25 protein-coding genes and 1 tRNA gene are annotated in these 23,598 nt (G+C 51.4%); 7 read left to right on the top strand and 19 right to left on the bottom strand.

The window, feature by feature from the left end; all coding sequences use genetic code 11:
* Positions 1-7: 7 nt before the first annotated feature.
* Both GWK76_04070 and lysS read right to left on the bottom strand, forming a co-directional pair.
* Positions 8-1,648 carry a DHA2 family efflux MFS transporter permease subunit gene (locus GWK76_04070; GenBank protein ID QHU92456.1) on the bottom strand — a complete coding sequence of 547 codons (1,641 nt, stop codon included), beginning with the start codon at positions 1,646-1,648 and terminating at the stop codon, positions 8-10.
* Between the two features lie 179 nt (positions 1,649-1,827).
* A complete protein-coding gene (lysS, locus tag GWK76_04075) occupies positions 1,828-3,354 on the bottom strand; it encodes a lysine--tRNA ligase (GenBank protein QHU92457.1) in 1,527 nt (508 codons plus the stop codon).
* Between the two features lie 157 nt (positions 3,355-3,511).
* Here lysS and GWK76_04080 point away from each other — a divergent pair, with 157 nt between their 5' ends.
* Positions 3,512-3,937: a hypothetical protein gene (locus GWK76_04080; protein QHU92458.1), complete on the top strand. Its 426-nt coding sequence runs from the start codon at positions 3,512-3,514 to the stop codon at positions 3,935-3,937.
* Positions 3,938-3,973: 36 nt separating this feature from the next.
* Here the strand turns inward: GWK76_04080 and GWK76_04085 are convergent, their stop codons facing one another.
* Both GWK76_04085 and GWK76_04090 read right to left on the bottom strand, forming a co-directional pair.
* Complete coding sequence (locus GWK76_04085) at positions 3,974-5,092, bottom strand: ABC transporter permease (protein QHU92459.1); 1,119 nt, start codon at positions 5,090-5,092, stop codon at positions 3,974-3,976.
* A gap of 1 nt (position 5,093) precedes the next feature.
* The gene (locus tag GWK76_04090) at positions 5,094-5,858 is read right to left on the bottom strand and encodes an ATP-binding cassette domain-containing protein (protein QHU92460.1); all 765 of its coding nucleotides are present in this window, start codon (positions 5,856-5,858) and stop codon (positions 5,094-5,096) included.
* Between the two features lie 156 nt (positions 5,859-6,014).
* Here GWK76_04090 and GWK76_04095 point away from each other — a divergent pair, with 156 nt between their 5' ends.
* Positions 6,015-6,671, top strand: a complete 657-nt coding sequence (locus GWK76_04095; protein ID QHU92461.1) for a CHAP domain-containing protein — start codon at positions 6,015-6,017, stop codon at positions 6,669-6,671.
* A gap of 49 nt (positions 6,672-6,720) precedes the next feature.
* Here GWK76_04095 and GWK76_04100 read toward each other — a convergent pair whose 3' ends face one another.
* From GWK76_04100 to GWK76_04135, 8 genes are all read right to left on the bottom strand, one after another.
* Positions 6,721-7,293 (bottom strand): hypothetical protein, encoded by a 573-nt coding sequence (locus GWK76_04100; protein ID QHU92462.1) that lies wholly within the window; start codon positions 7,291-7,293, stop codon positions 6,721-6,723.
* 60 nt (positions 7,294-7,353) lie between these two features.
* Entirely contained in the window at positions 7,354-8,262 is a 909-nt protein-coding gene (locus GWK76_04105; protein ID QHU92463.1) for a hypothetical protein, read from the bottom strand.
* A 131-nt stretch (positions 8,263-8,393) separates the two neighbouring features.
* Complete coding sequence (arcC, locus tag GWK76_04110) at positions 8,394-9,347, bottom strand: carbamate kinase (protein QHU92464.1); 954 nt, start codon at positions 9,345-9,347, stop codon at positions 8,394-8,396.
* Positions 9,347-10,900 carry a YfcC family protein gene (locus GWK76_04115; GenBank protein QHU92465.1) on the bottom strand — a complete coding sequence of 518 codons (1,554 nt, stop codon included), beginning with the start codon at positions 10,898-10,900 and terminating at the stop codon, positions 9,347-9,349. Before GWK76_04115 ends, arcC begins: the two co-directional genes overlap by 1 nt.
* Before the next feature lie 34 nt (positions 10,901-10,934).
* Positions 10,935-11,924, bottom strand: a complete 990-nt coding sequence (gene argF / locus GWK76_04120; protein ID QHU92466.1) for an ornithine carbamoyltransferase — start codon at positions 11,922-11,924, stop codon at positions 10,935-10,937.
* The gene (gene arcA, locus GWK76_04125; GenBank protein QHU92467.1) at positions 11,924-13,159 is read right to left on the bottom strand and encodes an arginine deiminase; all 1,236 of its coding nucleotides are present in this window, start codon (positions 13,157-13,159) and stop codon (positions 11,924-11,926) included. The genes argF and arcA overlap by 1 nt, the downstream gene beginning before the upstream one ends.
* An 87-nt stretch (positions 13,160-13,246) precedes the next feature.
* Positions 13,247-14,275, bottom strand: a complete 1,029-nt coding sequence (locus GWK76_04130) for a hypothetical protein (protein ID QHU92468.1) — start codon at positions 14,273-14,275, stop codon at positions 13,247-13,249.
* Between the two features lie 46 nt (positions 14,276-14,321).
* A complete protein-coding gene (locus GWK76_04135) occupies positions 14,322-14,939 on the bottom strand; it encodes a hypothetical protein (GenBank protein ID QHU92469.1) in 618 nt (205 codons plus the stop codon).
* Between the two features lie 92 nt (positions 14,940-15,031).
* Between GWK76_04135 and GWK76_04140 the strand changes: the two genes are divergently transcribed.
* The 4 genes from GWK76_04140 (at position 15,032) to GWK76_04155 (ending at position 16,942) form a co-directional block, all read left to right on the top strand.
* Entirely contained in the window at positions 15,032-15,766 is a 735-nt protein-coding gene (locus GWK76_04140; GenBank protein ID QHU92470.1) for a hypothetical protein, read from the top strand.
* 9 nt (positions 15,767-15,775) lie between these two features.
* The gene (locus GWK76_04145; protein QHU92471.1) at positions 15,776-16,237 is read left to right on the top strand and encodes a YbhB/YbcL family Raf kinase inhibitor-like protein; all 462 of its coding nucleotides are present in this window, start codon (positions 15,776-15,778) and stop codon (positions 16,235-16,237) included.
* A 93-nt stretch (positions 16,238-16,330) separates the two neighbouring features.
* A tRNA-Pro gene (locus GWK76_04150) sits at positions 16,331-16,407 on the top strand.
* Between the two features lie 67 nt (positions 16,408-16,474).
* Positions 16,475-16,942 (top strand): NUDIX domain-containing protein, encoded by a 468-nt coding sequence (locus tag GWK76_04155; GenBank protein ID QHU92472.1) that lies wholly within the window; start codon positions 16,475-16,477, stop codon positions 16,940-16,942.
* 101 nt (positions 16,943-17,043) lie between these two features.
* On the opposite strand, the gene GWK76_04160 is transcribed toward GWK76_04155, so the two are convergent.
* From GWK76_04160 to GWK76_04185, 6 genes are all read right to left on the bottom strand, one after another.
* Positions 17,044-17,400: a hypothetical protein gene (locus tag GWK76_04160; protein QHU92473.1), complete on the bottom strand. Its 357-nt coding sequence runs from the start codon at positions 17,398-17,400 to the stop codon at positions 17,044-17,046.
* A gap of 62 nt (positions 17,401-17,462) precedes the next feature.
* Positions 17,463-17,963 carry a hypothetical protein gene (locus GWK76_04165; GenBank protein QHU92474.1) on the bottom strand — a complete coding sequence of 167 codons (501 nt, stop codon included), beginning with the start codon at positions 17,961-17,963 and terminating at the stop codon, positions 17,463-17,465.
* Between the two features lie 48 nt (positions 17,964-18,011).
* Complete coding sequence (locus GWK76_04170; protein QHU92475.1) at positions 18,012-18,623, bottom strand: hypothetical protein; 612 nt, start codon at positions 18,621-18,623, stop codon at positions 18,012-18,014.
* A 12-nt stretch (positions 18,624-18,635) separates the two neighbouring features.
* Positions 18,636-19,361: an ATP-binding cassette domain-containing protein gene (locus tag GWK76_04175; protein QHU92572.1), complete on the bottom strand. Its 726-nt coding sequence runs from the start codon at positions 19,359-19,361 to the stop codon at positions 18,636-18,638.
* Positions 19,362-19,401: 40 nt separating this feature from the next.
* Complete coding sequence (locus GWK76_04180; GenBank protein QHU92573.1) at positions 19,402-20,067, bottom strand: ABC transporter permease subunit; 666 nt, start codon at positions 20,065-20,067, stop codon at positions 19,402-19,404.
* Complete coding sequence (locus GWK76_04185) at positions 20,061-20,885, bottom strand: transporter substrate-binding domain-containing protein (protein QHU92476.1); 825 nt, start codon at positions 20,883-20,885, stop codon at positions 20,061-20,063. The genes GWK76_04180 and GWK76_04185 overlap by 7 nt, the downstream gene beginning before the upstream one ends.
* A gap of 84 nt (positions 20,886-20,969) precedes the next feature.
* Here GWK76_04185 and GWK76_04190 point away from each other — a divergent pair, with 84 nt between their 5' ends.
* Positions 20,970-22,490 (top strand): sulfatase-like hydrolase/transferase, encoded by a 1,521-nt coding sequence (locus GWK76_04190; protein QHU92477.1) that lies wholly within the window; start codon positions 20,970-20,972, stop codon positions 22,488-22,490.
* Between the two features lie 68 nt (positions 22,491-22,558).
* Here GWK76_04190 and galE read toward each other — a convergent pair whose 3' ends face one another.
* The gene (galE, locus tag GWK76_04195) at positions 22,559-23,572 is read right to left on the bottom strand and encodes a UDP-glucose 4-epimerase GalE (protein QHU92478.1); all 1,014 of its coding nucleotides are present in this window, start codon (positions 23,570-23,572) and stop codon (positions 22,559-22,561) included.
* Positions 23,573-23,598: the final 26 nt, after the last annotated feature.

The following is a 23,598-nucleotide window of genomic DNA, read 5'->3' on the forward strand; positions in this document are numbered from 1 at the left end:
CTGGCAATTAGCCGCGCAGTCGCTTTTCCCTGACCGGCATTACCGCAATCATCGCAACAACCATCAGCCCCGAACTGATCAAGAATACTTGATGCAGACCATCGGTAAACGCATGGAGGATGACTTTAGTAAATTCATCCTGCTGCCGGCTGAACTGCTGTTTTGCCTGGGCCTGAGCCGGTGCTGGTAGCCGCGCTGCCGCCTTGGCGATTGTCTCTTTTTGAGCATTCAGCCGCAGCAGCACGTCAGCGTTCAGCTCACCGGACAGCATCTGCTGCGCAGCCGGTGAGCGCTGCAGACTCTGAATATACGGCAGCTGATGCGGATCACCGACATGTGCTAGGATACCAGCGGTTAATACGCCCGATAACACTGCCGCACCAATTGTCGAGCCCAGCCCACGAAATAGCTGCACGCTGGAGGTCGCCGCACCGAGGTCTTTCTGCGTAAACTCATTCTGCACCGCCAAGGTCAAGATTGGCATCGCCGCGCCGAATCCAAGCCCAACAAATACCGCCACGATAGCTTCGTGCCAATATGGCGATTCTGGCTGTAGAATTGTTAGCACGGCGACACCGACCGCCGTTAGCCCAAAACCAGCCACTATCCAGCGTTTATATGCACCGGTTTTAGCAACCAGCCGACCAATAGTTATCGAGCTTGTTATACTACCTGCTACCATCGGTAGCAGCATCAGCCCAGCCTGCGAGGCAGTGGCGCCAAACACCTGCTGATTGAACTGTGTTAGATACAAAATTGCCCCCATAAAGGCCGCGCCAAACAAGCCAGCCGCCGCCATGATCAAACGATATGTCCGATTAGCAAAGAACCGTAGTGGCAGAATCGGCTGTTTGGCTCGCCGCTCAATCACAATAAAGCCCAGCGCCGCCAGTACTGATATCGTCAGCAGCACGCCCTGAATCAGCACTAGGCTGACACCGCGCTCGATTAGTCCCTTAAAGATCATCTCTGTATTGTCTACCGCCAGCACCAGCGTCGCCAGAGCGATGGTGATAAACAGCGCACCGAGGTAATCGGGCTTGTGCATGCGGTCGTGCTTGATCTGCGGGCAGTAGCGAATGATGAGTATGGTAGCGATCACCCCGATCGGCACATTGATCAAGAACGTCCAGCGCCAATCACTGACCATGCCAAATAGCGACACACCATCTGTCAGCCAACCACCGATTAACGGCCCGGCTACTGAACTCATCCCAAAGACTGCACCAAACAGTCCTTGCCATTTACTACGTTCCTTTGGCGGAAAGAGGTCGCCGACAATGGTAAAGGCGTTCGCAGTGATGATACCGCCGCCGATGCCCTGCAGCGCCCGCCACGCAATCAGCCACTCGACTGTCGGCGCCAGGCCGCTCAGTAGCGAGCCGATGGTAAAGATACTCACTCCGGCGAGCAACAGCGGCTTGCGGCCGTACATGTCGCTCAACTTACCAGCCAGCGGCACGGTCACCGTGGTGGTCAACATGTAAGCAGTCACGATGAAGCCAAGCGACGAAAAGCTATTAAATTCCTTGACAATCGCCGCCAGCGCCGTCGAGACAATCGTTTGATCCAGCGCCACCAAAAACAGCGCGCTCATCACCGCGCTCATGACAATTAATTTATTTCTGATTGATAATTCGTGTAGCATTGTTACCTTTCACGTTATTCAAGTATCAGTAGCCCATAAAGTGTAAGAACTCTCCAACTCAACTACTTAGTACGATTTACATCCTGCACCCAAGTGTAATATTTTACACCGGACGGGCGGCGGGTGTCAAGAAATACCAGGCGGACAGAATCCGCCCCAACCCGGCCTCGCTAAAATTCTTACTTAACCAGTCGCAGCCGCTCAACCAGCCAGTCTCTTGGCAGGATCGACAAGAACCAGCCAGCACGCGGGCCGGAATCTTTGCCAATGAGCACACGGTAGATGGTGGTGAATAGTTCCCGCGGCGGCAGCAAACCGCTTTCCTTGTAGGTGTAAATTGCTTGATGAAACCAATTACCATCAGCCTCAGCCGGCGCCCCGGCGATATCGTCAGCTAATCGCCGCAGGTATTCTTTTTGTTCTGGCGAAAACTCATCGGGATGTATCTCATCCGCTAGGCGAAACTTCAATGACTCGGGCGCCCACTGTTCCAGCCACCGACTGACATAGCCTAGTTCCGTGATAATCACTGCCTCTTCCTCATCGACGATACGGGCGTATTCTGGACTGCGCCGCAAAATCTCTACTGTTTTTACCGTGTCGCACAACGCCGCTTGGTATGAAATGACCAGATGCGAGAATGGAATTGAGCTGACCGCTGGATGACTCAGCCCGTCAGTGCACAAGAATAATAGCCGTTCATCGAGCTCATTTTGCGGATGCTGCTTCATCGCCGCGAAGTCGTCAACCAGCCGCACCAGGCTATCGGTCTCATCAAAATACAGACGCTTGGCCGGCGAATACCGGAGCATGAAATAGCGCACCACCTCAGGTGGCAACATATCGACGACATCATGCGCGTTCACGCCGGTGCCTTTGCTGGCGCTCATCTTTTTGGTATCACCGGTGCGATTGATAAAATCATACGGCACCGGTACTGGCGCCTCAATGTCATAAACCTCGCGAGCAATCCGCTTGCCGGTATCATACGAGCCGCCCTTCGTGGCGTGATCACGGCCAAACGGCTCAACATCAACACCGAGCAGCCACCACCGCCCCGGCCAGTCCAGCCGCCAGTCCAGCTTTACCTGCCCGTCATCGTACCGAACCGTGCGCTCCGAGTCATCATGACTACGATAGGTGATCGTTTTAGCATCGCTATCCATACTGATGAACCGACGATTTTTTAGCCGACCATGCTCCATGATTTGAATTGGCGACCACTGATCATCCAGCTGCCGACCCGACACTTCCTGGATGGCCGATTTAGCTTTGTCAATGCGGCTCAGCGAGCGCTCAATGGCCGGCACAAAAAACCCGCTCCGATATTTATCGCTAGCATAGACCACGTCCATGGTGACGCCAATTTTATCGGCGCTCTCTAAAAATGGCTTCAGGCAAAAATCTCCCCACGAATCATACCGATCATCTGGTGATGGCACCGTGCAGAGCGGCATGCCGAGGTACTGCTCGTAACTGGCCGGCAGATTAACCGGCACTTTACGAAAGGCGTCCAGGTTATCCGAAACGTGAACGTGGCGCGCCCGAATGCCAGCTTGTTTTAGCGCCCGCACTACGGCATCAGCGATAACAATTTCACGCAAATGCCCCACATGATACACGCCCGACGGCGATGCACCCGAGGAAACGAGTACTTCTTTATCTACACTTCGAAACTGATCTACGATATCATCAAGCCACTTCATATGTGTTATTATACACCATGAAAATATTACTCTGCGCATTAGCCCAACCATTCGCCTTATGAATATTCAAAAAGCAATTATCTTATTCGAGAAGATCCGCGACTTGCCATACGGAACAAGTGGTAATAGTGGGATGTGGTCCTGCTACCAAAAATGTGTGTATTTACAGCGAGAATTACAAAAAGTTGACATAGCAAGCCAGTTGTTGATTGGCGTATTTAATTGGCAGGATTTACCAATACCTGATCGTATTCTTAAACTACGTCAATGTCGAAACGAGCGACACATTATGCTTCGTGTATTTATTGATGGATCAGTCTGTAATATTGATCCATCAATTGATAACAAACTCGTATCAATTTTACCAATAGCTCAATGGGATGGAATTTCGAGTACGATAACCATGGCACCGCTCAAGCATCTGCGAATCTACCAACCACATTCCCTACATGAGCGTATTTCGTCGCGATTGCGACATCAATTCTTTGGTTGTAATCCTGAGAAGTTTTACACCGAACTCGATGCGTGGCTAGCAGCACATAGAATTAAGTCTGGATTAACAGGACAAGAGCAGGAGCGGTAGCTATCCTACCATCCACCCTCAAACTACCTAACTCGATTATTCCCACCGAAATAGCTTGATCGCCGCAATGTAAACAACGAGAATCCACGCAGTTACGGCACCAAGTTGCGGTAGGACCTCGATCAAACTGGCGTGCTCAGTCATGATCAAGCGAAATCCTTCCGTAATCGGGGTCATCGGGATGAACTGAGAAGCACCGCGTAACCATTCTGGGAACATGTAGAGCGGGAAAAATGCACCAGACAAGAACATCATCGGGAAGGACACGAGGTTGGTTAACGGTGCCGACTGGTTTTCATTCTTTGCCCAGCCACCAATTAATAGACCTAGGCCCACCATCATAAAGGCCGCCAGCACCGCCATGAGAACGAAGAGCCCCCAATCGCCACGCATATTAAATTGGAATACGAATGTACCGACAATCACCATCATGACGAGGCTCAACAGCGAGATGATGACATAATGAATCGCCATCGAGATAATCAGCTGACCCGAGGTAAATGGTGCCGCCCGTAGCCGACGGTACGAGCCGCGCTGCTTTTCAGCCGGCATTTGATTAGCCAGGCCAAAGATACCCATGCTCATCAAGCTAAAGGCAAGCAGACCAGTGAAGGTATAGTCAAACGACTTCAACTGCTCATCGCCAACTGCTTTACCGGCGGCTTTAATTGGTGCTTCCGGCTGGCCCAGGTGCTTATTGATCTCATTAGCAACCTGACCCATCACTGCCGTCAGCGCACTACCAGTCTGCTCCGATCCCTTGCCGTACAGCACATTGATCGTACCGGCTGGCTTGGCATTATTGCCCTCTCCCTTTACTTCGCCAAAACCACTCGGTAGTTCAATGATGCCGTTCAGCTCCGAGCGCTTGAGCTTCTCACGGGCATCGTCCATATCCTTGACATCTTTGATCTTGAGAACCGAATCTTTAGCGTTTCCCTTGGCGCTATCGACAAAATTTTTCGCAAATTCTGTTTGTGAATTATTGATAATCGCCACATTAAAGCTGGTTGATTGATCCTTAAAGATTGAGCCAAATATAAACAAGAATAGCAACGGAAACAAGAAGGTAAAGAACAGCGACATTTTATCGCGGATGAAACGTTTTTGCTGAGCGCGTACTTGCCCGAATACACCAGTCCAATATTTTTTCATACTAATCCCGAATAGCCTTTCCTGTTAAGTCAATAAATACGTCCTCTAGGTTCGCTTGCTCGACAACTTGCTTTTTCTTGAAACCGCGCGCCAGTAGTTGCTGGATCAGATTATGCGGCGTATCAATGGTGATGATTTTACCATTATCCATAATCGCCAAGCGGTCGCACAGCAGTTCAGCCTCGTCCATATAATGCGTCGTCAGCACGATGGTAATGCCTTCGTCGCGGATTTCTTTGATCAAATCCCAGAGATTGCGGCGCGCCTGCGGGTCCAGCCCAGTCGTCGGCTCATCGAGGAACAGCACTGTCGGATTGTTGACCAGCGTCGAAGCGATGGCGAAGCGCTGCTTTTGCCCGCCTGAGAGCTGCTCGACATAGCTTTTGGCTTTATCGGTCAATTGCACCTTGGCCAGCAGCGCGTCGGCGTCGACCGTTTGTCCGTACAGGCTGGCAAACATTTTCAATTGTTCACGCAAGGTCAGCTTGTCGTAAAACGTTGTCGATTGTAGCTGGATGCCGATGATGGTTTTAATGTGCTTCGGCTGCTTGGCAACATCAATTCCGTCGATAGTCGCCGTACCGCCGTCAATCGGCCGGAGCGCCTCCAGCATCTCTAGCGTCGTCGTCTTGCCGGCGCCATTCGGCCCGAGGATGCCAAAGATCTCGCCTTTCTGGACCTCAAACGACACGCTATCGACGACATTCTTGCCATCGTAAGTCTTGACGAGTTGGTCAACTGTTATGATTGGTTCGGGTTGAGCCATACAAACTCCTTTCCGTGCTCTGTTTTAGCACCGCATACCTTAGCGATAGAATGACTCCCCGCCAGCCTATCTTTAGTTAGTCATTATAGCACTCTGCGTGGGGTATGCAACCCGAGAGGGCTAGCCAAACCGACACGATGCCATTATACTAACCATATGCCAAAGAAGCCCCAGCTCTCCATCACGCGGCCGCGCAGTCGCCTCAAGAAACGGTATGTGTTCGCGTTGGTGCTAGTACCGCTGACGGCTGTTTGTATCAGCCTCGGCGCGCTGTATTGGCCAAAAATTACTCATAAACTTCACTCGCTGAGGGTGGCCGGCAGTATTGATTCATCACGCGGCGAGGCGACATTCCCGCAAATTGATACCACAAATTTACATATGACTCGGCAAAAAATTATTAGCCTCGCCAAAACCGAATTCGAAGCACAATCCGCCGGCACCAAGTTCAGCCAAGGCGTCCGTGAAGCGTGGTGCGCCGATTTTGTGAGCTGGATCATGCAGCAGGCGGGCGCGCCGCTGAAAAATCCACATACTGGCGGCTGGCGCATCCCGGGAACGTTTACCTTACGCGAATATTACGAAGCGGCCGGTCGCTTCAAACCTGCTAATTCCGGCTATCAACCGCGTGCTGGTGACGTGGCAATTTACCGCAATTCACCGGTGTTTGGCGACCATACGAATATCGTCCTCAAAAATAACGACGGCGTTCTAACCACTGTTGGCGGTAACGAGATGAACCGCATCCGCGTGTTCGTCAACCGCGATAAGCGCTACGATGGACTGCTGGGGTATGGCGTGCTAGCAGAGTAAGCCTCGCCCGTCTGATGCGGGATCGCCGCTGCCTAACCGAGTAGCCGCATTACGCCGCGTGACTTGCCGCTAGCAAAAACGCCACCAGTGCGTCGGGCTGCTGCTCGGCCAGCCACGTTACGGAGTCAACGATAGCGTCCTTGTTTGTGCCACCATTTTTGAGCTCCTCAAGGAGGCGCTTGACTGTCCGCTGCGTCTGGCCATCATACCGATTGAGGCGCATTGCCTGAGTGACTTGCTTGACCTGCTCGTCGCTGAGAGCAACGTAAGGCGAGACCACTTCGTGCGCATGCTTGGGACTGCGCTTGGCGGCTTCGGCTTTGCGTTGGAGGTTTTCCAGGCCTTCAATGGTTGCCCGCATCAAGGCCTCGGCTTCGTCCATGCCGCGTTGATAGGCCTGGGTGAATTCCTCAGAATTATCCCCGCCCTCGGAAACGATCGCCGGCAAAAACTCGATCCGCATCACTCGGTGCATATAGGCATCGCCCATTTCCTCACCGGTCGCCATCACCTCACTCCACCAGGCAACGAACCGCGAATTCTCAGGATCGTGCAGCTCGCGCATAGCCGGTAGCTGCGCTAATTTATCCTTAAAAAAGTGAATCAGTTTCTTGATGTCCATGTCGCTTTATTATACCCGAAAATAACGGCAAGCACAAGCGCTATCCCGCCCGAGGAATCTTTAACGCCGCTTCAAAAAATAATAGCCAATCGCCAGCGCCGCTAGCGCGCTACCGCCAATAACCACCCAAAAGGTCACCGGGCTCTCCGCGGCCGGCAAGGGCACATTCATGCCATACAGCCCGGCCACCATGGTTGGAATAGTCAGCGCCACCGTGATCACTGTCAGCAACCGAATCGTCTCATTCAGTCGGGTATCCATCACCGCCCGGTAGCTATCACGCACATTGGTGATGGTTCGCAGCAGCGATTTACAACGGCTAATCACCTGCTCGAGGTCGATGGAAATATCTTCGACGTCATCCTTGTCGTCGTCCTTGAGTCGCAAGCTGCGATTGGCGATCAACCGCTCAATCGCCCAGTTCATCGGCAGCAAGGCATCCAGGTAGTCATTTAACTTGCGCTCATACTCGGTCAAGGTGACGATATCGCGCGCCCGCAAGGTGTGAATATCGTCAGTCGCCGCCCGCATCTGACGATTGATCGTCGCCACCCGCCGCTGGTATTGACTTGATACCGCCTCGATCATCGCCACCACCAGTTCAATCCGCCGCGACGTCCGCACCCGTGTCTTATCGATAAACGGCTGCCACAGCCGACCCAAGCTATCGCGCGACAATGTCACCACATACTCTTTGTGAATGCCAAACAAAATTGGCGTGGTAAAATCATTAAAATCATCATCCGTATCCGGTAGCCGGGCGATTAAGTACGTCCACTCATCGTCAAACTCAATACGCGGTACCTCGTGCGGGTCGAGTGCGTCACTAATCATATCCTCATCCATCCCCAGCGTCAGCAGCTCGGACACCTCCTCTTCGGTTGGCCGCTCGCAGCGCAGCCAGCTGCCGCTACGCAGTGTCTGAATCGGTGCGATCGCCTCGCCTGTTGAATGCAGGTATTCTATCATGTATTCAGTATAGCCTATTTGAGATATTTTGGTACCGGTTAGATGACAATAATCTTGCGGGGACCGTCATCAAAAACCACCAGCCGAGCTGCTATCCGACTGGTGGTTTTGAGTGTTTATTTATATGAGAGCTAACTCTTGATGCGCGTACCAGCAGCACCGTTGATAGCGTCAGCAGTTTTTTCCAGCGAGGTAATGATCGCCGTACGCCCCGAAGCGCCGGCCACAAAACTCAGTGCCGCTTGGATTTTCGGTAGCATTGAACCAGCCGCAAATTGCCCAGCATCAATATGCTGCTGCAGCTCCTCGGCTGATACTTCACCAAGCGCCTGCTCCGTTGGCTGACCAAAATTGACCTTAGCTGCGTCAACCGACGTCAGGATTAGCAGTGTGTCCGCTCCGAGTGTGTCCGCCAGCTTGGCAGCTCCAAAATCCTTGTCGATCACCGCCGCTACACCGCTCAATTGGCCCGATGCATCACGCAGCACCGGAATACCGCCGCCGCCAGTCGAGACCACCAGTACGCCGGCGTCAACCAGCGCCTTGATGACGGGAGCCTCAACAATTTCCTGAGGCTTTGGTGATGGCACAACGCGCCGCCAGCCACGACCCGAGTCCTCGCGCACCGTATAACCGCGCTCGGCCTGTACCTTCTTGGCCTCTTCTTCTGAGTAGAATGGCCCGATCGGCTTGGTCGGATTTTGAAATGCCGGATCAGCCTGATCAACCACCGTCTGGGTAACGATGCTCACTGCATACTTATCATGCACACCGCGAGTTGCCAGTGCATCGTGGATCGCTTGCTGCAGCCAAAAACCAATGAGGCCCTGGCTCATCGCACCAGAATCCTCCAACGGTAAGCTCGGCACCGCCTCAGTGTTAATTGCTTCCTCGTGTAGGACAATGTTGCCGACCTGCGGGCCATTGCCGTGGACAATGGCTACGCGGTGGCCAGCTTGAATCAGCGGCAGGAGCTGGGCGATTGTCTCGTCAGCCACTCGCTGCTGTGCTTGGGACGAGGCCTCGCCCTGCTTTTGCAGGGCGTTACCTCCCAGTGCGACGACAATGGTTCGCTGCTGATTCATTAGGCGATGGCTCCGTATACCATGATAGCTACGAGGCTAATTATCGCAAAGACCACCATGATTGGCATTGAGCGCTTCAACCATGCACGGTACGACACGCCGGCTAGGGCCAGACCGCCCATCAACGAAGCGATGGTTGGGGCCATCATATTCAACAGACCCGATGCTGTTGCAAATGCGACAACGATGATCTCCTTGCTGGAGCCGACTAGGTCAGCCACCGGCGCGATAACTGGCATAGTCGCTGCCGCTAGACCTGATGACGACGGAATGATAAAGCTCATCGGCAAGTAGAAGATGTAGGCGAGAACACCGACGAAACTACCCGCGCCCTTCAGTGCAGATTCACCCCAGCTAATGATCGTGTCTTGGATCGCACCATTCTGCATCACCACGCCGACACCGGCTGCCACCGCAATGATCAGTGCCACACTCAGTAGATCGGCTGTACCTTTGAGGAAGGTGTCAACAACGAAGACTTCTTCTTTCTTGAATTGGCGATAATAGATCGCTGCGATGACTAAGGTTGACAACAGGAACAGGGTCGAGATTTCGTTGAAGTACCACTCACCAAATGGCAAGACATGATCAAGACCCAAGATAGCACCAACGACCGGTAGCTCTGCAAACCATTTATGGATATCGGCGAACAGCGTGATCCCCCAGTTGCCCCACGGGATCAGCGAGATGATCATCAATAGGAAGGTGACGCCAAAGACCGCCATCACTGCTTTACGCGGACCGGTAAACTCTGGCACGTTGCTCATATCAAGTGCGGTGGTGGCTGGCTTATACCGAACATCGTCTTTATACTTACCAGCTTTTACCTTTGAGGCATATCGCATAGTGAACACGATAGCCGCGACCAAACAGAGCAGCAAAATTATTGATTGGAGGCCCAACACATTACCGAGCGGCACGTCAGCCGACTTGGCAGCAATACCAGTCGAAAATGGATTCAAGGTCGAGCCAAGCACACCAACACCACCACCGAGCACGATCACCATCACCGCGGTCATAGCGTTGTAGCCAGCCGCCATCATGATCGGCACCACCAGCGCATAAAAGGCCACCGCCTCTTCCTGCATGCCGTAGGTGGTACCACCGATAGCGAAGAACGTCATGAGAATTGGGATAAGCCATTTCTCCTTGCCCTTCATCTTGCGTAGCATGGCACCGAGCGTCGCATCCAGCGCACCAGTTTTCATCGTCACCCCGAGGAAGCCGCCGAGGATCAACACAAAGACGATGACGTCGAGCTTCTCACTCATGCCCTTGATCGGCGCAAGTGCTGCATCCCACAAACCCTGGCGGGAGTCGGTGGTTGTCTCGGTGCCGTCATCGGCTTTTTTAGTAGTGACTTTATCAGTCTGTTTATACGTACCAGCGATGCGCACTGTCTTTTCCGCATCATTTGGATCTGGTTTTGTGTTGTACACACCAGACGGGATAATCCACGTCAGGACTGCCATCAAGGCAATCACCACAAACAGCACGGTAAAGGCTGAGGGCGAGCGCAGCTTTTTCTTAATTTTTTTCATTTTTTCTACCATGTCCGGAGCCTCCTTTACTCCTGTATTACGACATCTACAGCGTCAAAGCGATAACCGCCTTGATGGTATGCATACGATTTTCCGCCTGGTCAAAGACAATCGAATTTGGTGAGCGGAAGACGCCATCCGTCACCTCCATTGACTCCAGTCCGAAGTCGTCCCTGATGTGCTGACCGGTCGTGGTCAATGCATCATGAAAGGCCGGCAGGCAGTGCATGAACTTGACCTCAGGATTGCCGGTGAGGTTCAGCATGTCACGATTAACCTGGAAGTGACGCAGCTGATTGATGCGCTCAGCGAACTTATCCTCTTCGCCCATCGACACCCAAACATCGGTGTAAATGACATCGGCACCGCGCAGGGCTTCCTCAAAATTATCAGTGATAGTAATCCGCCCGTGGTTCTGGTGCGCCAGCTCATGCGCGTGATGGACGAGGCCCTCCTCGGGGAACAACTCACGCGGTGCCAAGATCCGAAAGTCCAGCCCCATGATGGCCGAGCCGAGCAGCAAACTATTAGCCATGTTGTTGCGGCCATCGCCGACAAACACCAGCTTGACGCCGTGCAGCCGACCGAGGTGCTCCTCGATAGTCATAAAGTCGGCTAGAATCTGCGTTGGATGGAACTTATCAGTCAATCCATTCCATACTGGCACGCCGGCGTGCTTCGCTAGATCCTCCACAGTCTTGTGTGCAAAACCGCGAAACTCAATACCGTCAAACATTCGGCCCAGCACCTTGGCGGTGTCCTCGACCGTCTCTTTCTTGCCAAGCTGAATATCGTCCTTGCCAAGATATTCCGGCGCGATACCGAGGTCGTTAGCCGCCACCGTAAAGGCGCAGCGCGTCCTGGTCGAGGTCTTCTCAAACAATAACGCAATATTCTTGCCCTCATGAATCCGATGCGGCGTACCAGCATACTTCATCCGCTTATACTCATTTGCCGTCGTTAGTAGCAACCGAATGTCACCCGCGGTAAAATCACCCAGCGTCAAAAATGATCGCCCTTTCAAACTTTGTGCCATTATACATCCTCCCGTACTAGCGGCATGCTCATACAGCGTGGGCCACCACGGCCGCGGCCAAGCTCAGCACCGCTGACTTCTATAACTTCAACGCCGTGCTCGCGCAGTTTTTGGTTGGTGACGTAGTTGCGGTCATACGTCACCACTACGCCCGGCGCAATTGCCAAGGTGTTTGAGCCGTCGTTCCACTGCTCACGGGCTGCTGCGATCGGATCACCGCCGCCACATTCGATCAAGGTAACGCTCGGCAGCCCCAAGGCCACCCGCAAGACATGCTCGAGATCCGTCTCGTGCGTAATGCGCGGGAACGGTTGGCCCTCAACCTTTTCCAATACGAAACAATTCATCTTGCCGCCGCGGTCGCGGATTTCTGGATGAATAGTAAACTTGTCCCGATCAATCATGGTAAACACCGTGTCCAGGTGCATGAAAGCGTGTGACTTTGGAATCTCCATGGCAACGACTTTCTTAAAGCCAGAGCCAGCAAACAGCTTGGTTGCCATCTTTTCAATCGCCTCAGCCGTGGTGCGCTCCGATACGCCGATGGCCATCACTTCACTGCTCAACACTAGCTCATCGCCACCTTCGATCGAGAATTTTTCATGGCGATCATACCACACCGGCACATTCTTATTAGCAAACCGTGGATGATGATCAATGATGTAGCGCATGAATAGCGACTCACGACGACGCGCCGGCCAGTGCATCTTGTTGATCGTCAGACCATGACCAATGGTTGCAGCCGGGTCACGCGTAAAGTACAGGTTTGGCATCGGATCGAGATAGAATGGATAATGATTTTTCTCAATCATATTATGCAATTGCTGGTGCTGGTCTGGCGGCAGCGTGATCTCATCCTTGCGCACACCAGCCATAATTTTACGCACCATCGCGTTCGTCGGTAGATCCAGCAGGAACTGGCGCAGCACCCTGGTGACGCGGCGTGACCCTTGCTTCGAATTTGCCAACATTTCATCAACAAACTGCTCACGTAGTTGATCAGTATATAGCGCTTCGGTCACCAGCTGATCGAGATACAACACCTCGACACCGTGATCACGCAGCACCCCAGCAAACGCATCATGCTCCTTTTGGGCGACCTGCAAATACGGAATGTCGTCAAACAGCAGATCAGTCAAGTAGTCTGGTGTTAAGTTTTCTAATTCTTCGCCCGGACGATGCAACAGCACCGCCTTGAGTCGGCCAATTTCTGATGTAATATGTAATGGATCCATACCCCCATCCCCTTTTTGTTTATGGTTATACTAACAATATAGCATATACGCCCGAGAACACAAGTGTCGCTTAGCGAGCCGCGTGAATTACCGCCTACAAGGCCAAACTGCATCAATAATCGTATACGGCAAACGCCGGTATCGCCACCAGCTAACTAATGTCACCCCAAGCCAGCCAATGACAACAGGCATGCCGGCTCTAGGCCCCAGCATAATGCCATACATGAACAAGCCAATATACCCCAATCGCAGCAGATACATTGTCAATCGATGAGGCCAAGAACGTTCACGATCATCCAATGATATTCCCGTCATCCAGCCGCCAATCGTTTGCCCACCCGTCATGAGCGGCATGATCAGCTGGACTACTAACTCACCACCAGCGAGAATACCATATGACAGTCCCGCAACAGTATTTCCCGCTAAACCCGGCATCGTGATATACAATATAATACCGATACACGTCCTCACTACAAGCACCACAACCACATCAAGTATAAACGCCACTAATCGCCGCACTAGGCCCGGCTGTGTTGTCACGGTCTCGCCATGCTTTACATTGCGCAGATCTGGCAGCAACCGACCACACCAATAGCCGACCAAAGCGCCTCCGGTATTGAGCAACAAGTCATCAACATCAAACAGCCTATAACTACATGGATACAAGCCAAACGCACCCGTTAGCTGGGTCACTTCAATCGTTAGTGATAGAACGAGTCCTAATAGTACAACCATGTACCAGCGTACAGGGTACATCACTCGTAAAAACATACCGAACGGCATAAAAAAGACTATATTCATCACTACCTGTAGAACAGCCCGCAACCCCTCAGTCTGTATGTCCATAATTGATGCGAGCGGATGTAGCTGTGGTGAGACTGCATGATGCGCACAGAACCATGCTGGATTATCCGGCATCGGATAGAGCGTAAACGCCACGAGTCCCAGTGCATACAATACAACCAGATACACCATGACCATCCTGCCGACTACTAGCCGTCGTAATCGCATATACTGTACAACGAGCAGCGGAAATGTCAAGAGCAGTGCAGCAAATGGCCAGATTGATATCGCCAGCTGAAATGACGAGGAGAATGTAGTAAAAAATGCCATCATAGCCTTAATTATTATGCAGGAAAAATTAGCTATCGTCAAATATGCCTCATTCTCGAATGATCGCCAAGGATGCCTCGACTATCAGCCGAGCCAGATGGTACTTCAGCCATTCATCAACCGCCCGTGCGGCGCCTGGCAAGGCTTCATTAGCGTAATCATCAACAATGATGGTTGCCGTTTCCTGAAACTTGCCGTCGCACAGGCGAAATGAATCGGCAATTGACTCATAAAAATCGCCGTCAAAAAATGCAAAGATGATACTTTCCGGCACGTCGTCAGGAGTAAAATCAGCAAACCAACCTTTGTGAATAGTTGGTATTTTCAAGCCAGCCTTTTTGAAATTCTGGATGAAGGTTTTACGCGGCGCCAAGAGCTCACCCGCCTTGAACTGCTCGCCGGCAGCACTGGCGTCTGCTTGGGTTTTTTCTGGCAAGCCCATAAACGAATCGTAAACATGAAACTCACCGGTAAAATCATAGGCGTCCAGCAGTCGCCGAATGAACAAACTCGTCGTGCCGACATAACAGCCAAACTCCACAATGTTGCCTGCCGCGCCGCTTTGCAGCACCTTTTCCAATTCTCGCAGCAAGACGCCGAGTTCCTTGGCGTCAACTTGATCGGAAATGATGGGATATTTGGCAAGGAGGTGGTCGGCTATGTTCATAACGGTTATTATAAATAGCCTATGGGCCATCGGCAAATAATGTTGCTCTTGTATGTTGATAACTCCATACAGTAAACTCTCAATTAGAGATCATGAATGTATATGAAATTATCAAAACATTTTTACCAAAACAATTAGACATAAAGCACCTCGAGCTCCCGCGACCCGCCCTACAAAAGTCAAACCTAATTGTATACGGCGAAATTCATGGCATCAAAGAAAATGCCGATGTCGTCTATAACTTGGTTAAAAAACTTGACATACAACGATTGGCTATTGAGGCCAGCCCCACTGTACTTAACTTCATCAATTCAGTAAAAACCAGTCCTTATGATTTTTCCCTGATTGATGAAGACCTTTTTGACTCAAGCATTCTATCTCTTGAGATGATAAAAACGATAGCAATTCTATTACAGCAAGGCCAGCTTAAGGAGTTAGTTTTTATTGATACATTCTTTGACGATTTAGACAAGGATACCGTCATACCACCAAGCCCACAGGAACGAGAAGAACAACTAGCTAAAAATATCCTCGGAATTGACGACTCTCTACCAACATTATGTATTATGGGACAATGGCATACGCAGCCCAAAGTTGTTACAGATGGCGGAACACGACATGAATCAGCATTATATCGCCTGAGAAAAACAAAACCAAATGTACCGTTTATTCACAATATCTATCGACAAGGACAACTATTTAATGATGGAAAAATAATTGAATTACCAGACAACCCAGCAGTGTCGTCTTGTTACGAGATTGTCCAGAAAACCGATATTGATTTTGACCTTCACGTACCCGAAGCGACAAAAATATCACTATGCTAAAATTATAGTATGAAAATATCTAGCCCTGCGTTCGCCGAAAACGCTAAAATACCAAAAATTTACTCCAAGCTCGGTGGCAACCAACGACCGCCGCTCGAGATCGACGACGTGCCAGTAGATGCTAAAAGTCTGGCAATCGTCTGCCACGACCCTGATGCGCCTGGGCGGGATGGATTCTATCATTGGACGGTTTGGAATTTGCCGAGCAAGACCACTGAAATCACTGGCGAATCGCTACCCCTAGGCGCTGTCGAAGGCGTTACCAGCTGGGGTCGTCCTGGCTGGAACGGGCCGCAACCGCCGTTTGGCACGCACCGCTATCAATTTTACGTGTATGCGCTGAACACGACACTGGACTTGCCAGGCACTACCAAGCCCAAAGAACTCATCACTGCTCTCACGCCGCACATCATTGACCAGACCGTGTTGACTGGAAAGTTTGGCGTGTTTGATATTTTCCGGCACGGCTAGCCGAGCCCACCAATTAACCAATAGCCAGACCCGTGAATCTTCCAGTCGCCATCTTTCCTCTCGAGTCATTTTTTAGTATACTATCTCCAGCGTCGGGGTGTGGCGCAGCTCGGTAGCGCGCACCGTTCGGGACGGTGAGGTCGTCCGTTCAAATCGGATCACCCCGACCATGAAATTATTTGAAGCGTATGTTCATCACCTAGAACCTCTGGCGATCACAAAAGCAAAGGAGGCTATATGCAGCGACGAGTTAACGTACGCGGAATTATTATCAACGATCAGGGCGAGCTATTTTGCCAAAAATTGACCGCCAATAACGGCGCGGGGCGAGAGTTTTGGTGTGCACCGGGCGGCGGTTTGGAGATGGGTGAAAGTTTACTGGACGGTTTACGCCGAGAGATGATCGAGGAAACTGGCATCAAACCAACCATTGGCAAGCTATTATTCATCCAACAATTTACCGACACCAACCCCTCGTCTAAACACGGCATGACCGAGCAACTTGAGTTTTTCTTTTCCGTCACCAACTGGCAAGATTACCAGCATATCGACCTGGAGCAAACATCGCACGGCGTCGAGGAAGTAGCAGAGTGCGGCTTTGTCGATTCAAAAACCACACGGATTTTACCGAGTTACCTAACAGAGGTTGACCTAAACTGGCTGGTTAATGAATCGACTGATGTTCAGATAATGAGTGAATTGTAACAATCCCACCGAGACTATTTACCAAAGATTTTACTATAGTCAGTTTTCGGATAATCTATCGTGCTTAACGTACCATTTTTAGCTAACACCCCAATAATTTGCTACATATAGTCACGCCGTAGGGTGGTTATTGCATGAACAGCCGCCTCCTTAAGTGCGGGTGAATTTTCACTCGCAGATACCACTTCTCGGTAACTGCCCAGACATTTTTCTAATAGCTTCCACCTATCGGCTGGAGACTGGTTGAGCTGATTCGCCAAAACTGATATAGCGTCAATAAGTAACGACCGGAGGTCACCTTGAACTGATCTATTGATATATCCTTGCGCACGAAGAATATCCTCACCGCGATCAACTTGCTCAACATAACCACGAAAACTCCTCGCATATTCAAAGTCAATATAGCGAGTCGCTGAATTATCACCATCAGAACCCGACAGCCGGACAAGATTACGCATAAAGGCATCCTCGTGAGCAATATGCATTTTATGCAACGCAGATAATGCCAAAAGAGCATCCATTAAATGCTGTTTAAATTCTCTGAGCTCATTTCACGCCATGCAAGACCCTCAAAGTTGACCGCTTTTCCATTGAATTGAGTCATAATCCATGCCAAACGGTCCTTGGAACCACTGGGCTTCCCTGTTATCATAAGTGCTTGAACTGAGAAGGGGGCCAGCCCCTGCGTACCAACATACTGGGTCATGGCGACCTCGGCAAGAGCGGTTGTCAGCGGAAGCCGCTTAATAGCAAACTCTTCCTTGGAGCCACTAACTGTTTTCACATCTACGGTAAATGCTCCGTTGCGAGACGAGCCTTCACGTGATAAATCTCTGTGTGGCTCAGCTGTAGTGACAGGGGGAAAGTTCGGTGTAACATACAGCAATGGTTTATTGTCTAAATCAAGCTCTGGATAAAACTCCCTGGACATATGATCAACTTGCTCTGACATGTCAGGCAAAAACGGCCTTCTAGTTGTCTCAACCAAAAGGCGACATGCTGCTCCACGCTCGGTATCCATATTTGTGTTATAACATAAAATTATTATTTTGAAAATAGCTATATCGTACTACCGCATAGCCCGAATCATCTGTCTCAGCTGCTCAACCGCCCGAGCGCGGCGTTCTTTTGTCCAATAGGTATCAGGTGTAGCCTTTTCGCCGTCAGCGGTAGTCTCCTGGAGGAAATGACCAACGACACGGCCGTCCTTCAGCACCGTCACGTCAGGAACATACACTCGCGGTTGTCCGTTCTCATCGGTGCGAAGATGAGGCTTTAACTTCTCAACTAATTTTTTGTAGGTATCATCATTGGTTTCGCGGGCATGGCGAATGTCGAGATAGTAAATCTTGTCCAGCCCTTCGGCTTTGGCGGCTTCATCGACGATTGGCGCTAGCTGCTGACACCACGGACACTGCTGAAAGCCAAGGAAAATCAAGCCGCTGCCTGATTCAAATTTCTCCAAAACCTCACCAGCCGAAGCAAAGACGAAGCGGTTGTCATTCGCCACGCGAGAATACGCAGCCTTAAAGCGAGCGGCGTCTGACGGCTGCGGTGACGCTGGCGCGTGCGAGCGTGACCAGATATACCAACCGCATATGACGATGGCAATGATACCAACAAAACCGATGGCCAAACACAGCCATGTATTCTGGTTTGTGGCTAATTTGGCATGTTTCATCCGGACCTCCTGTTAGTTACCCTTGACGCCAAAAAACTTCCGCGCCCGCTCAGTCACCGGATGATCCATCACCTGCTCTGGCGGACCATTTTCGATGATCTCGCCCTTGTCCAGGAAAATCATCCGCGTAGCTACTTCGCGTGCAAATTTCATTTCGTGCGTGACGATAACCATGGTCATACCTTTGGCGGCCACCTCACGAATCACGTCCAACACTTCGCCGATCATCTCGGGATCAAGTGCCGAGGTTGGCTCGTCAAACAACATGATGTCCGGCTCCATGGCTAGGGCTCTAGCGATGGCGACACGCTGCTTTTGCCCGCCCGAGAGCTGCGAAGGAAAGGCCCCGGCTTTGTCCGCCAGCCCCACGTCCGCGAGCAATTTCTTTGCCAGGTGAGTCGCCGCCCGATCAGACAGTTTGCGTAATTTCCGCGGCGCCAGTTTGATGTTATCCAGCACGCTCAAGTTCGGAAACAGATTGAATGATTGAAACACCATGCCAACTTTTTGGCGCAGGGTGTTAAGGTCGACTTTTGGTGCTGTCGTTTCCACGCCGTCGATGATAATGCGCCCGCCCGTCGGCGTCTCCAACAAATTCAAGCAGCGCAAAAAGGTTGATTTTCCTGAACCACTCGAGCCAACGACCACCACTACTTCGCCTTCGTGAACCTCAACGTCGATGTCCCTGAGCACGCGATTACTACCAAACTGTTTTTTGAGGTTAGCCACCGTGATGATTGCCGGGCGCTCAGTGCTTGACTGCACTGCTTCCTTCACCTTATTCACTGCCATCTTTTAGTCTCCTCTCCACTCGCGTCATCACACGGGTAAATATCGCGGTCAACGCCAAGTACATCACCGCTGCGGCAAACAATGACTGAAACGCCGTGGCAGTTTGAAAACGAATATTATCAGCGCCGCGCATGATGTCATTCAGTCCAATCCAACCGACAACTGATGTCTCTTTCAGCAGGGCGATGAATTCGCTAATCAGTGCCGGCAACGAATTTTTGAGCGCTTGCGGCAAAATCACCAGGCGCATAGCCTGCCAGCGGCTAAAGCCTAGCGAACGCGCCGCCTCCATTTGTCCCTTGTCAACGCTTTCGATGCCGCCACGAATGATCTCGCCAATGTAGGCACCACTGTTGATACCAAAGGCAATGGCCGCCACAAAAATCTTCGGCATGAATTGATATGAGCCAAAGACCACGTAGTACATGATTAACAGCTGGACCAGCAGCGGTGTGCCCCGAATGATGTCGACATAAATCTTGCCAATCCAGTTGAGCGGTTTGATCGTCGAGGTACGAAGCAGCGCTACCACGAGGCCAATGATTGTACCGAGGAGCAATGATAGAACTGTTAGCACCAAGGTCACCTCTAGGCCGTGCCACAAATACAGCCACCGGCCATCGCCGAAAATTACTTCCAGGAAATTCACGATTCAAGCTCCTTTTTCTTCATCGACTCAAGCGCCCTCGGCCCAAAATGTTTGCGGATGAGATTGTCATATCGGCCGTCCTTTTTCATCTCCGCCAGCACTCGGTTAACTTTTTTTAGCAAGTCGTGATTATTGTTTTTGATGGCAATCGCATAATGCTCGCTCGATAGCTCACCCGGTAAAATTTCTAAGTTCGGAAAGCCAGCCGTGTACTGAGCCGCGGGCGCATCATCCAAAATCACTGCCTCGACGCCACCAGCATTGAGCTCCGTCAACACACTTGGCGCGGTTGGGAATTGTGACACTTTGGCACCGGTAATTTTTCCAGCCAGCGTATCGCCTGTCGTGCCTAACTGCACACCAATTTTCTTACCCGTCAGTTGATGTCTATTACGAATTGGACTGCCTTTTTTGACAATGATCCGCTGCGAGGCTGAATAATACGGCTCAGAAAATAACGCATTTTTGGCACGCTCCGGTGTCACCGACATGCCAGCTACCGCCATGTCAATTTGCCCTGATTCCAACGCTGGCAGCAATCCGTCAAACGACATATCTTCAATCTTTAGCTTCTTGTTCATACTGCGGGCAATTTCCTTCGCCAAATCAACATCAAAACCAACAACTTCATTACCCTGCTTGTACTCAAACGGCTTGAACCCGGCATTGGTACCCATCACCAATACGTCATCACTCTTGCCAAACCCACCTTCGCGCTGCAAAATGTCAAACGCCATAAAGCCAATCAACGCCACAAACAGCCCCAGGCCTATCCACCAACTAACGCCAAACCCCCGATGATGCGCTTTCGTTCTGTTCATGCTTATTTAGTATACGCGCTTTGAAAAGAAATGATAAGCCCCCAAACAGCCCACGTACCCAGACAAACGTTGTATAATATCATTATGAGCACCTCTCCGTCTGGCCGCGGCGCCAACAACCGCATTATCATTCGCGTGGCTATCGTCTTGCTATTACTATGTAGCGCTGTTTTCTTTGTCGCTAGCCGTTATAAAATTGTGCAATTTCGTGACGCCAAGATTGACGAGATTTTATTCTATTTCAAGAACGGCCTGGCGGGTGGGCAGTCTAGCAGCTTTGCCTCAGCCGTCTGGGAAAATATCCCCTACGTCATTGGGCTGCTCATCATTTTGCTACTGCCAATCATCCTCAAACTACGTTGGAAAAAACGACCGCTCCGCTTACGCCACCAAGCGTATTACGCGGGCGGCCTATTCATGATCAGCCTAGCGCTGTTAGTTCAAAGTTTCAGCATCCCCGCCTACGTCATCGCCCTCGCCCAGTCGTCAAAGATCTATGATCAGCATTATGTCGATCCGCGCGGCGTCAAATTGACGTTTCCTAGTACCAAACGCAACTTAATTTATGTCTACGTCGAGTCGCTGGAAAATACGCCCGCCGCCAAAGCCAATGGCGGCATGAGCGACAAATCAGTCATTCCGGAGTTAGAGAAATTGGCACTAACTAACACCTCATTTTCACACCGACCCTCAGGTCTCGGCGGCGCCCTGCCTGCACACGGTACCACTTGGACGGTAGCCGGCATGACCGCTCAATCCGCCGGCGTGCCGCTCAAAGACGGCGGGGTGTTCGGTGACCGCGACCGCAACGGTATGGGTGATTTTAATAAATTCTTGCCGGGCGCTTATACCCTCGGGCAGGTGCTTGAAAAGGCTGGCTACAACCAATCATTCCTCATGGGCTCAAACAAAGCCTTCGGCGGCCGCGATAAATTACTGGAGCAACACGGCGATTACCACATTATTGATCTTACCTACGCCCAAAAACATGGGTTAGTCCCACAGGATTACAAGGTATGGTGGGGCTACGAAGACAAAAAGCTTTTTCAATTTGCCCGCGACGAGGCCACTCGTCTCAGCAAGTCCGACAAGCCATTCAACCTGCAAATGCTGACCGTTGACACGCACTTCACCGATGGCTGGATGGATAAAGATGTTTGCAAGGAGCAATTTGAGGCGAAATACGACAATGTTCATGCCTGCGCCTCCAAACAAATCGCGTCCTTCGTCGAGTGGGTCAAGCAACAGCCATTTTACGCCAATACCACCATCATCATTAGCGGCGACCACCTCGGCATGCAGACGCCATATTACGAAGAAAAGATTGCCGGTGCTCCCTACCAACGAACTGTCTATAACGCCTTCATCAACCCCGCCGTCCAGCCAACTCGCGCCACTAACCGCCAATTCGCTGCCTTTGACATGTATCCGTCGACCCTGGCGGCACTGGGCGTGACGGTGGACGGCGACCGTATGGGGCTGGGTACTAATTTGTTCTCAAATCGCCAGACACTGGTTGAACAATTTGGTGGTATTGACCAGCTCAATACTGAACTCAGCAAGCGCTCAACTTACTACGAGCGGCGGATCTTGAGCAGTTCATAAATAAACGTCTCGCCTACATAAAAATCCGACGAGTCGCCCCGCCGGATTGAATAGGTATGTCAAGAGAATCACGTCTCGTAACCGTTCGGATTATTGCTCTGCCAATTCCAGGCATCGCGGCAAGCGTCCTCAATCGTCAATTCTGCCCGCCAGCCCAGCTCTGCCCCTGCCAAACTCGGGTCAGCATAGCACGCGGCGATGTCGCCCGGTCGGCGCGGCGTGATTTGGTATGGGACGTCCCGGCCCGACGCTGTTTCAAATGCTTTCACCAACTCCAACACCGACGTACCGCGGCCAGTACCGATATTATACACCTTATATTCATCCGGCTCGCCCAAATGTTCCAACGCCGCCACGTGTGCCCGCGCCAAATCAACCACGTGAATATAATCGCGCACACCCGTGCCATCCGGTGTGTCATAATCGTCGCCAAACACACTCAAATGGTCGCGCTTGCCGACTGCCACTTGCGACACAAACGGCAGCAAATTATTCGGAATGCCCGACGGATCTTCACCAATGCGGCCGCTCGGATGAGCGCCGACGGGATTGAAGTAGCGCAGCGAGGTAAACTGCCAGCCCTGCTTGGTTACCGCCACATCGCGCAGAATGTGCTCGATCATCAGCTTGGTCTGACCGTACGGATTAGTCGCCGACAGCGGCATATCCTCGGTAATCGGCAGTCGCGCCGGATCGCCATACACCGTTGCTGAGCTCGAAAAGACCAGCTTTTTCACGTCAAATTCCTGCATGACATCCAGCAGCGTCAAGGTACTTTCCAAATTGTTCTGATAATAGAGCAGCGCCTTTTCCACCGACTCGCCGACAGCCTTCAGACCTGCAAAATGAATCGCTGCGTCAATTGCCTCAGACTTAAATAACTCCGCCAGCCGCGCCCGATCACGTAAGTCAAACTCATAAAACGGCACCGACTGGCCGGTAATCTCCTCAACCCGCCGCAAACTCTCGGCGGATGAATTTGATAAGTTATCAACCACTACCACGCTATGGCCCGACGCCAGCAGTTCAATGATGGTGTGGCTGCCGATATAGCCAGCACCGCCAGTAACGAGAATGTTCATGAAGTACCCCTTTCGCTATGATTCTA

Source organism: Candidatus Saccharibacteria bacterium oral taxon 488 (assembly GCA_010202465.1).
GTDB lineage: Bacteria > Patescibacteriota > Saccharimonadia > Saccharimonadales > Saccharimonadaceae > Nanosynbacter.

Excerpts from the sequence above, each read along its gene's own strand:
- GWK76_04070 (QHU92456.1), bottom strand. The coding sequence starts at position 1,648 with ATGCTACACGAATTATCAATCAGAAATAAATTAATTGTCATGAGCGCG.
- lysS (QHU92457.1), bottom strand. The coding sequence starts at position 3,354 with ATGAAGTGGCTTGATGATATCGTAGATCAGTTTCGAAGTGTAGATAAA.
- GWK76_04085 (QHU92459.1), bottom strand. The coding sequence starts at position 5,092 with ATGAAAAAATATTGGACTGGTGTATTCGGGCAAGTACGCGCTCAGCAA.
- GWK76_04090 (QHU92460.1), bottom strand. The coding sequence starts at position 5,858 with ATGGCTCAACCCGAACCAATCATAACAGTTGACCAACTCGTCAAGACT.
- GWK76_04095 (QHU92461.1), top strand. The coding sequence starts at position 6,015 with ATGCCAAAGAAGCCCCAGCTCTCCATCACGCGGCCGCGCAGTCGCCTC.
- GWK76_04100 (QHU92462.1), bottom strand. The coding sequence starts at position 7,293 with ATGGACATCAAGAAACTGATTCACTTTTTTAAGGATAAATTAGCGCAG.
- GWK76_04105 (QHU92463.1), bottom strand. The coding sequence starts at position 8,262 with ATGATAGAATACCTGCATTCAACAGGCGAGGCGATCGCACCGATTCAG.
- arcC (QHU92464.1), bottom strand. The coding sequence starts at position 9,347 with ATGAATCAGCAGCGAACCATTGTCGTCGCACTGGGAGGTAACGCCCTG.
- GWK76_04115 (QHU92465.1), bottom strand. The coding sequence starts at position 10,900 with ATGGTAGAAAAAATGAAAAAAATTAAGAAAAAGCTGCGCTCGCCCTCA.
- argF (QHU92466.1), bottom strand. The coding sequence starts at position 11,924 with ATGGCACAAAGTTTGAAAGGGCGATCATTTTTGACGCTGGGTGATTTT.
- arcA (QHU92467.1), bottom strand. The coding sequence starts at position 13,159 with ATGGATCCATTACATATTACATCAGAAATTGGCCGACTCAAGGCGGTG.
- GWK76_04130 (QHU92468.1), bottom strand. The coding sequence starts at position 14,275 with ATGATGGCATTTTTTACTACATTCTCCTCGTCATTTCAGCTGGCGATA.
- GWK76_04135 (QHU92469.1), bottom strand. The coding sequence starts at position 14,939 with ATGAACATAGCCGACCACCTCCTTGCCAAATATCCCATCATTTCCGAT.
- GWK76_04140 (QHU92470.1), top strand. The coding sequence starts at position 15,032 with ATGAATGTATATGAAATTATCAAAACATTTTTACCAAAACAATTAGAC.
- GWK76_04145 (QHU92471.1), top strand. The coding sequence starts at position 15,776 with ATGAAAATATCTAGCCCTGCGTTCGCCGAAAACGCTAAAATACCAAAA.
- GWK76_04155 (QHU92472.1), top strand. The coding sequence starts at position 16,475 with ATGCAGCGACGAGTTAACGTACGCGGAATTATTATCAACGATCAGGGC.
- GWK76_04160 (QHU92473.1), bottom strand. The coding sequence starts at position 17,400 with ATGCGTAATCTTGTCCGGCTGTCGGGTTCTGATGGTGATAATTCAGCG.
- GWK76_04165 (QHU92474.1), bottom strand. The coding sequence starts at position 17,963 with ATGGATACCGAGCGTGGAGCAGCATGTCGCCTTTTGGTTGAGACAACT.
- GWK76_04170 (QHU92475.1), bottom strand. The coding sequence starts at position 18,623 with ATGAAACATGCCAAATTAGCCACAAACCAGAATACATGGCTGTGTTTG.
- GWK76_04185 (QHU92476.1), bottom strand. The coding sequence starts at position 20,885 with ATGAACAGAACGAAAGCGCATCATCGGGGGTTTGGCGTTAGTTGGTGG.
- GWK76_04190 (QHU92477.1), top strand. The coding sequence starts at position 20,970 with ATGAGCACCTCTCCGTCTGGCCGCGGCGCCAACAACCGCATTATCATT.
- galE (QHU92478.1), bottom strand. The coding sequence starts at position 23,572 with ATGAACATTCTCGTTACTGGCGGTGCTGGCTATATCGGCAGCCACACC.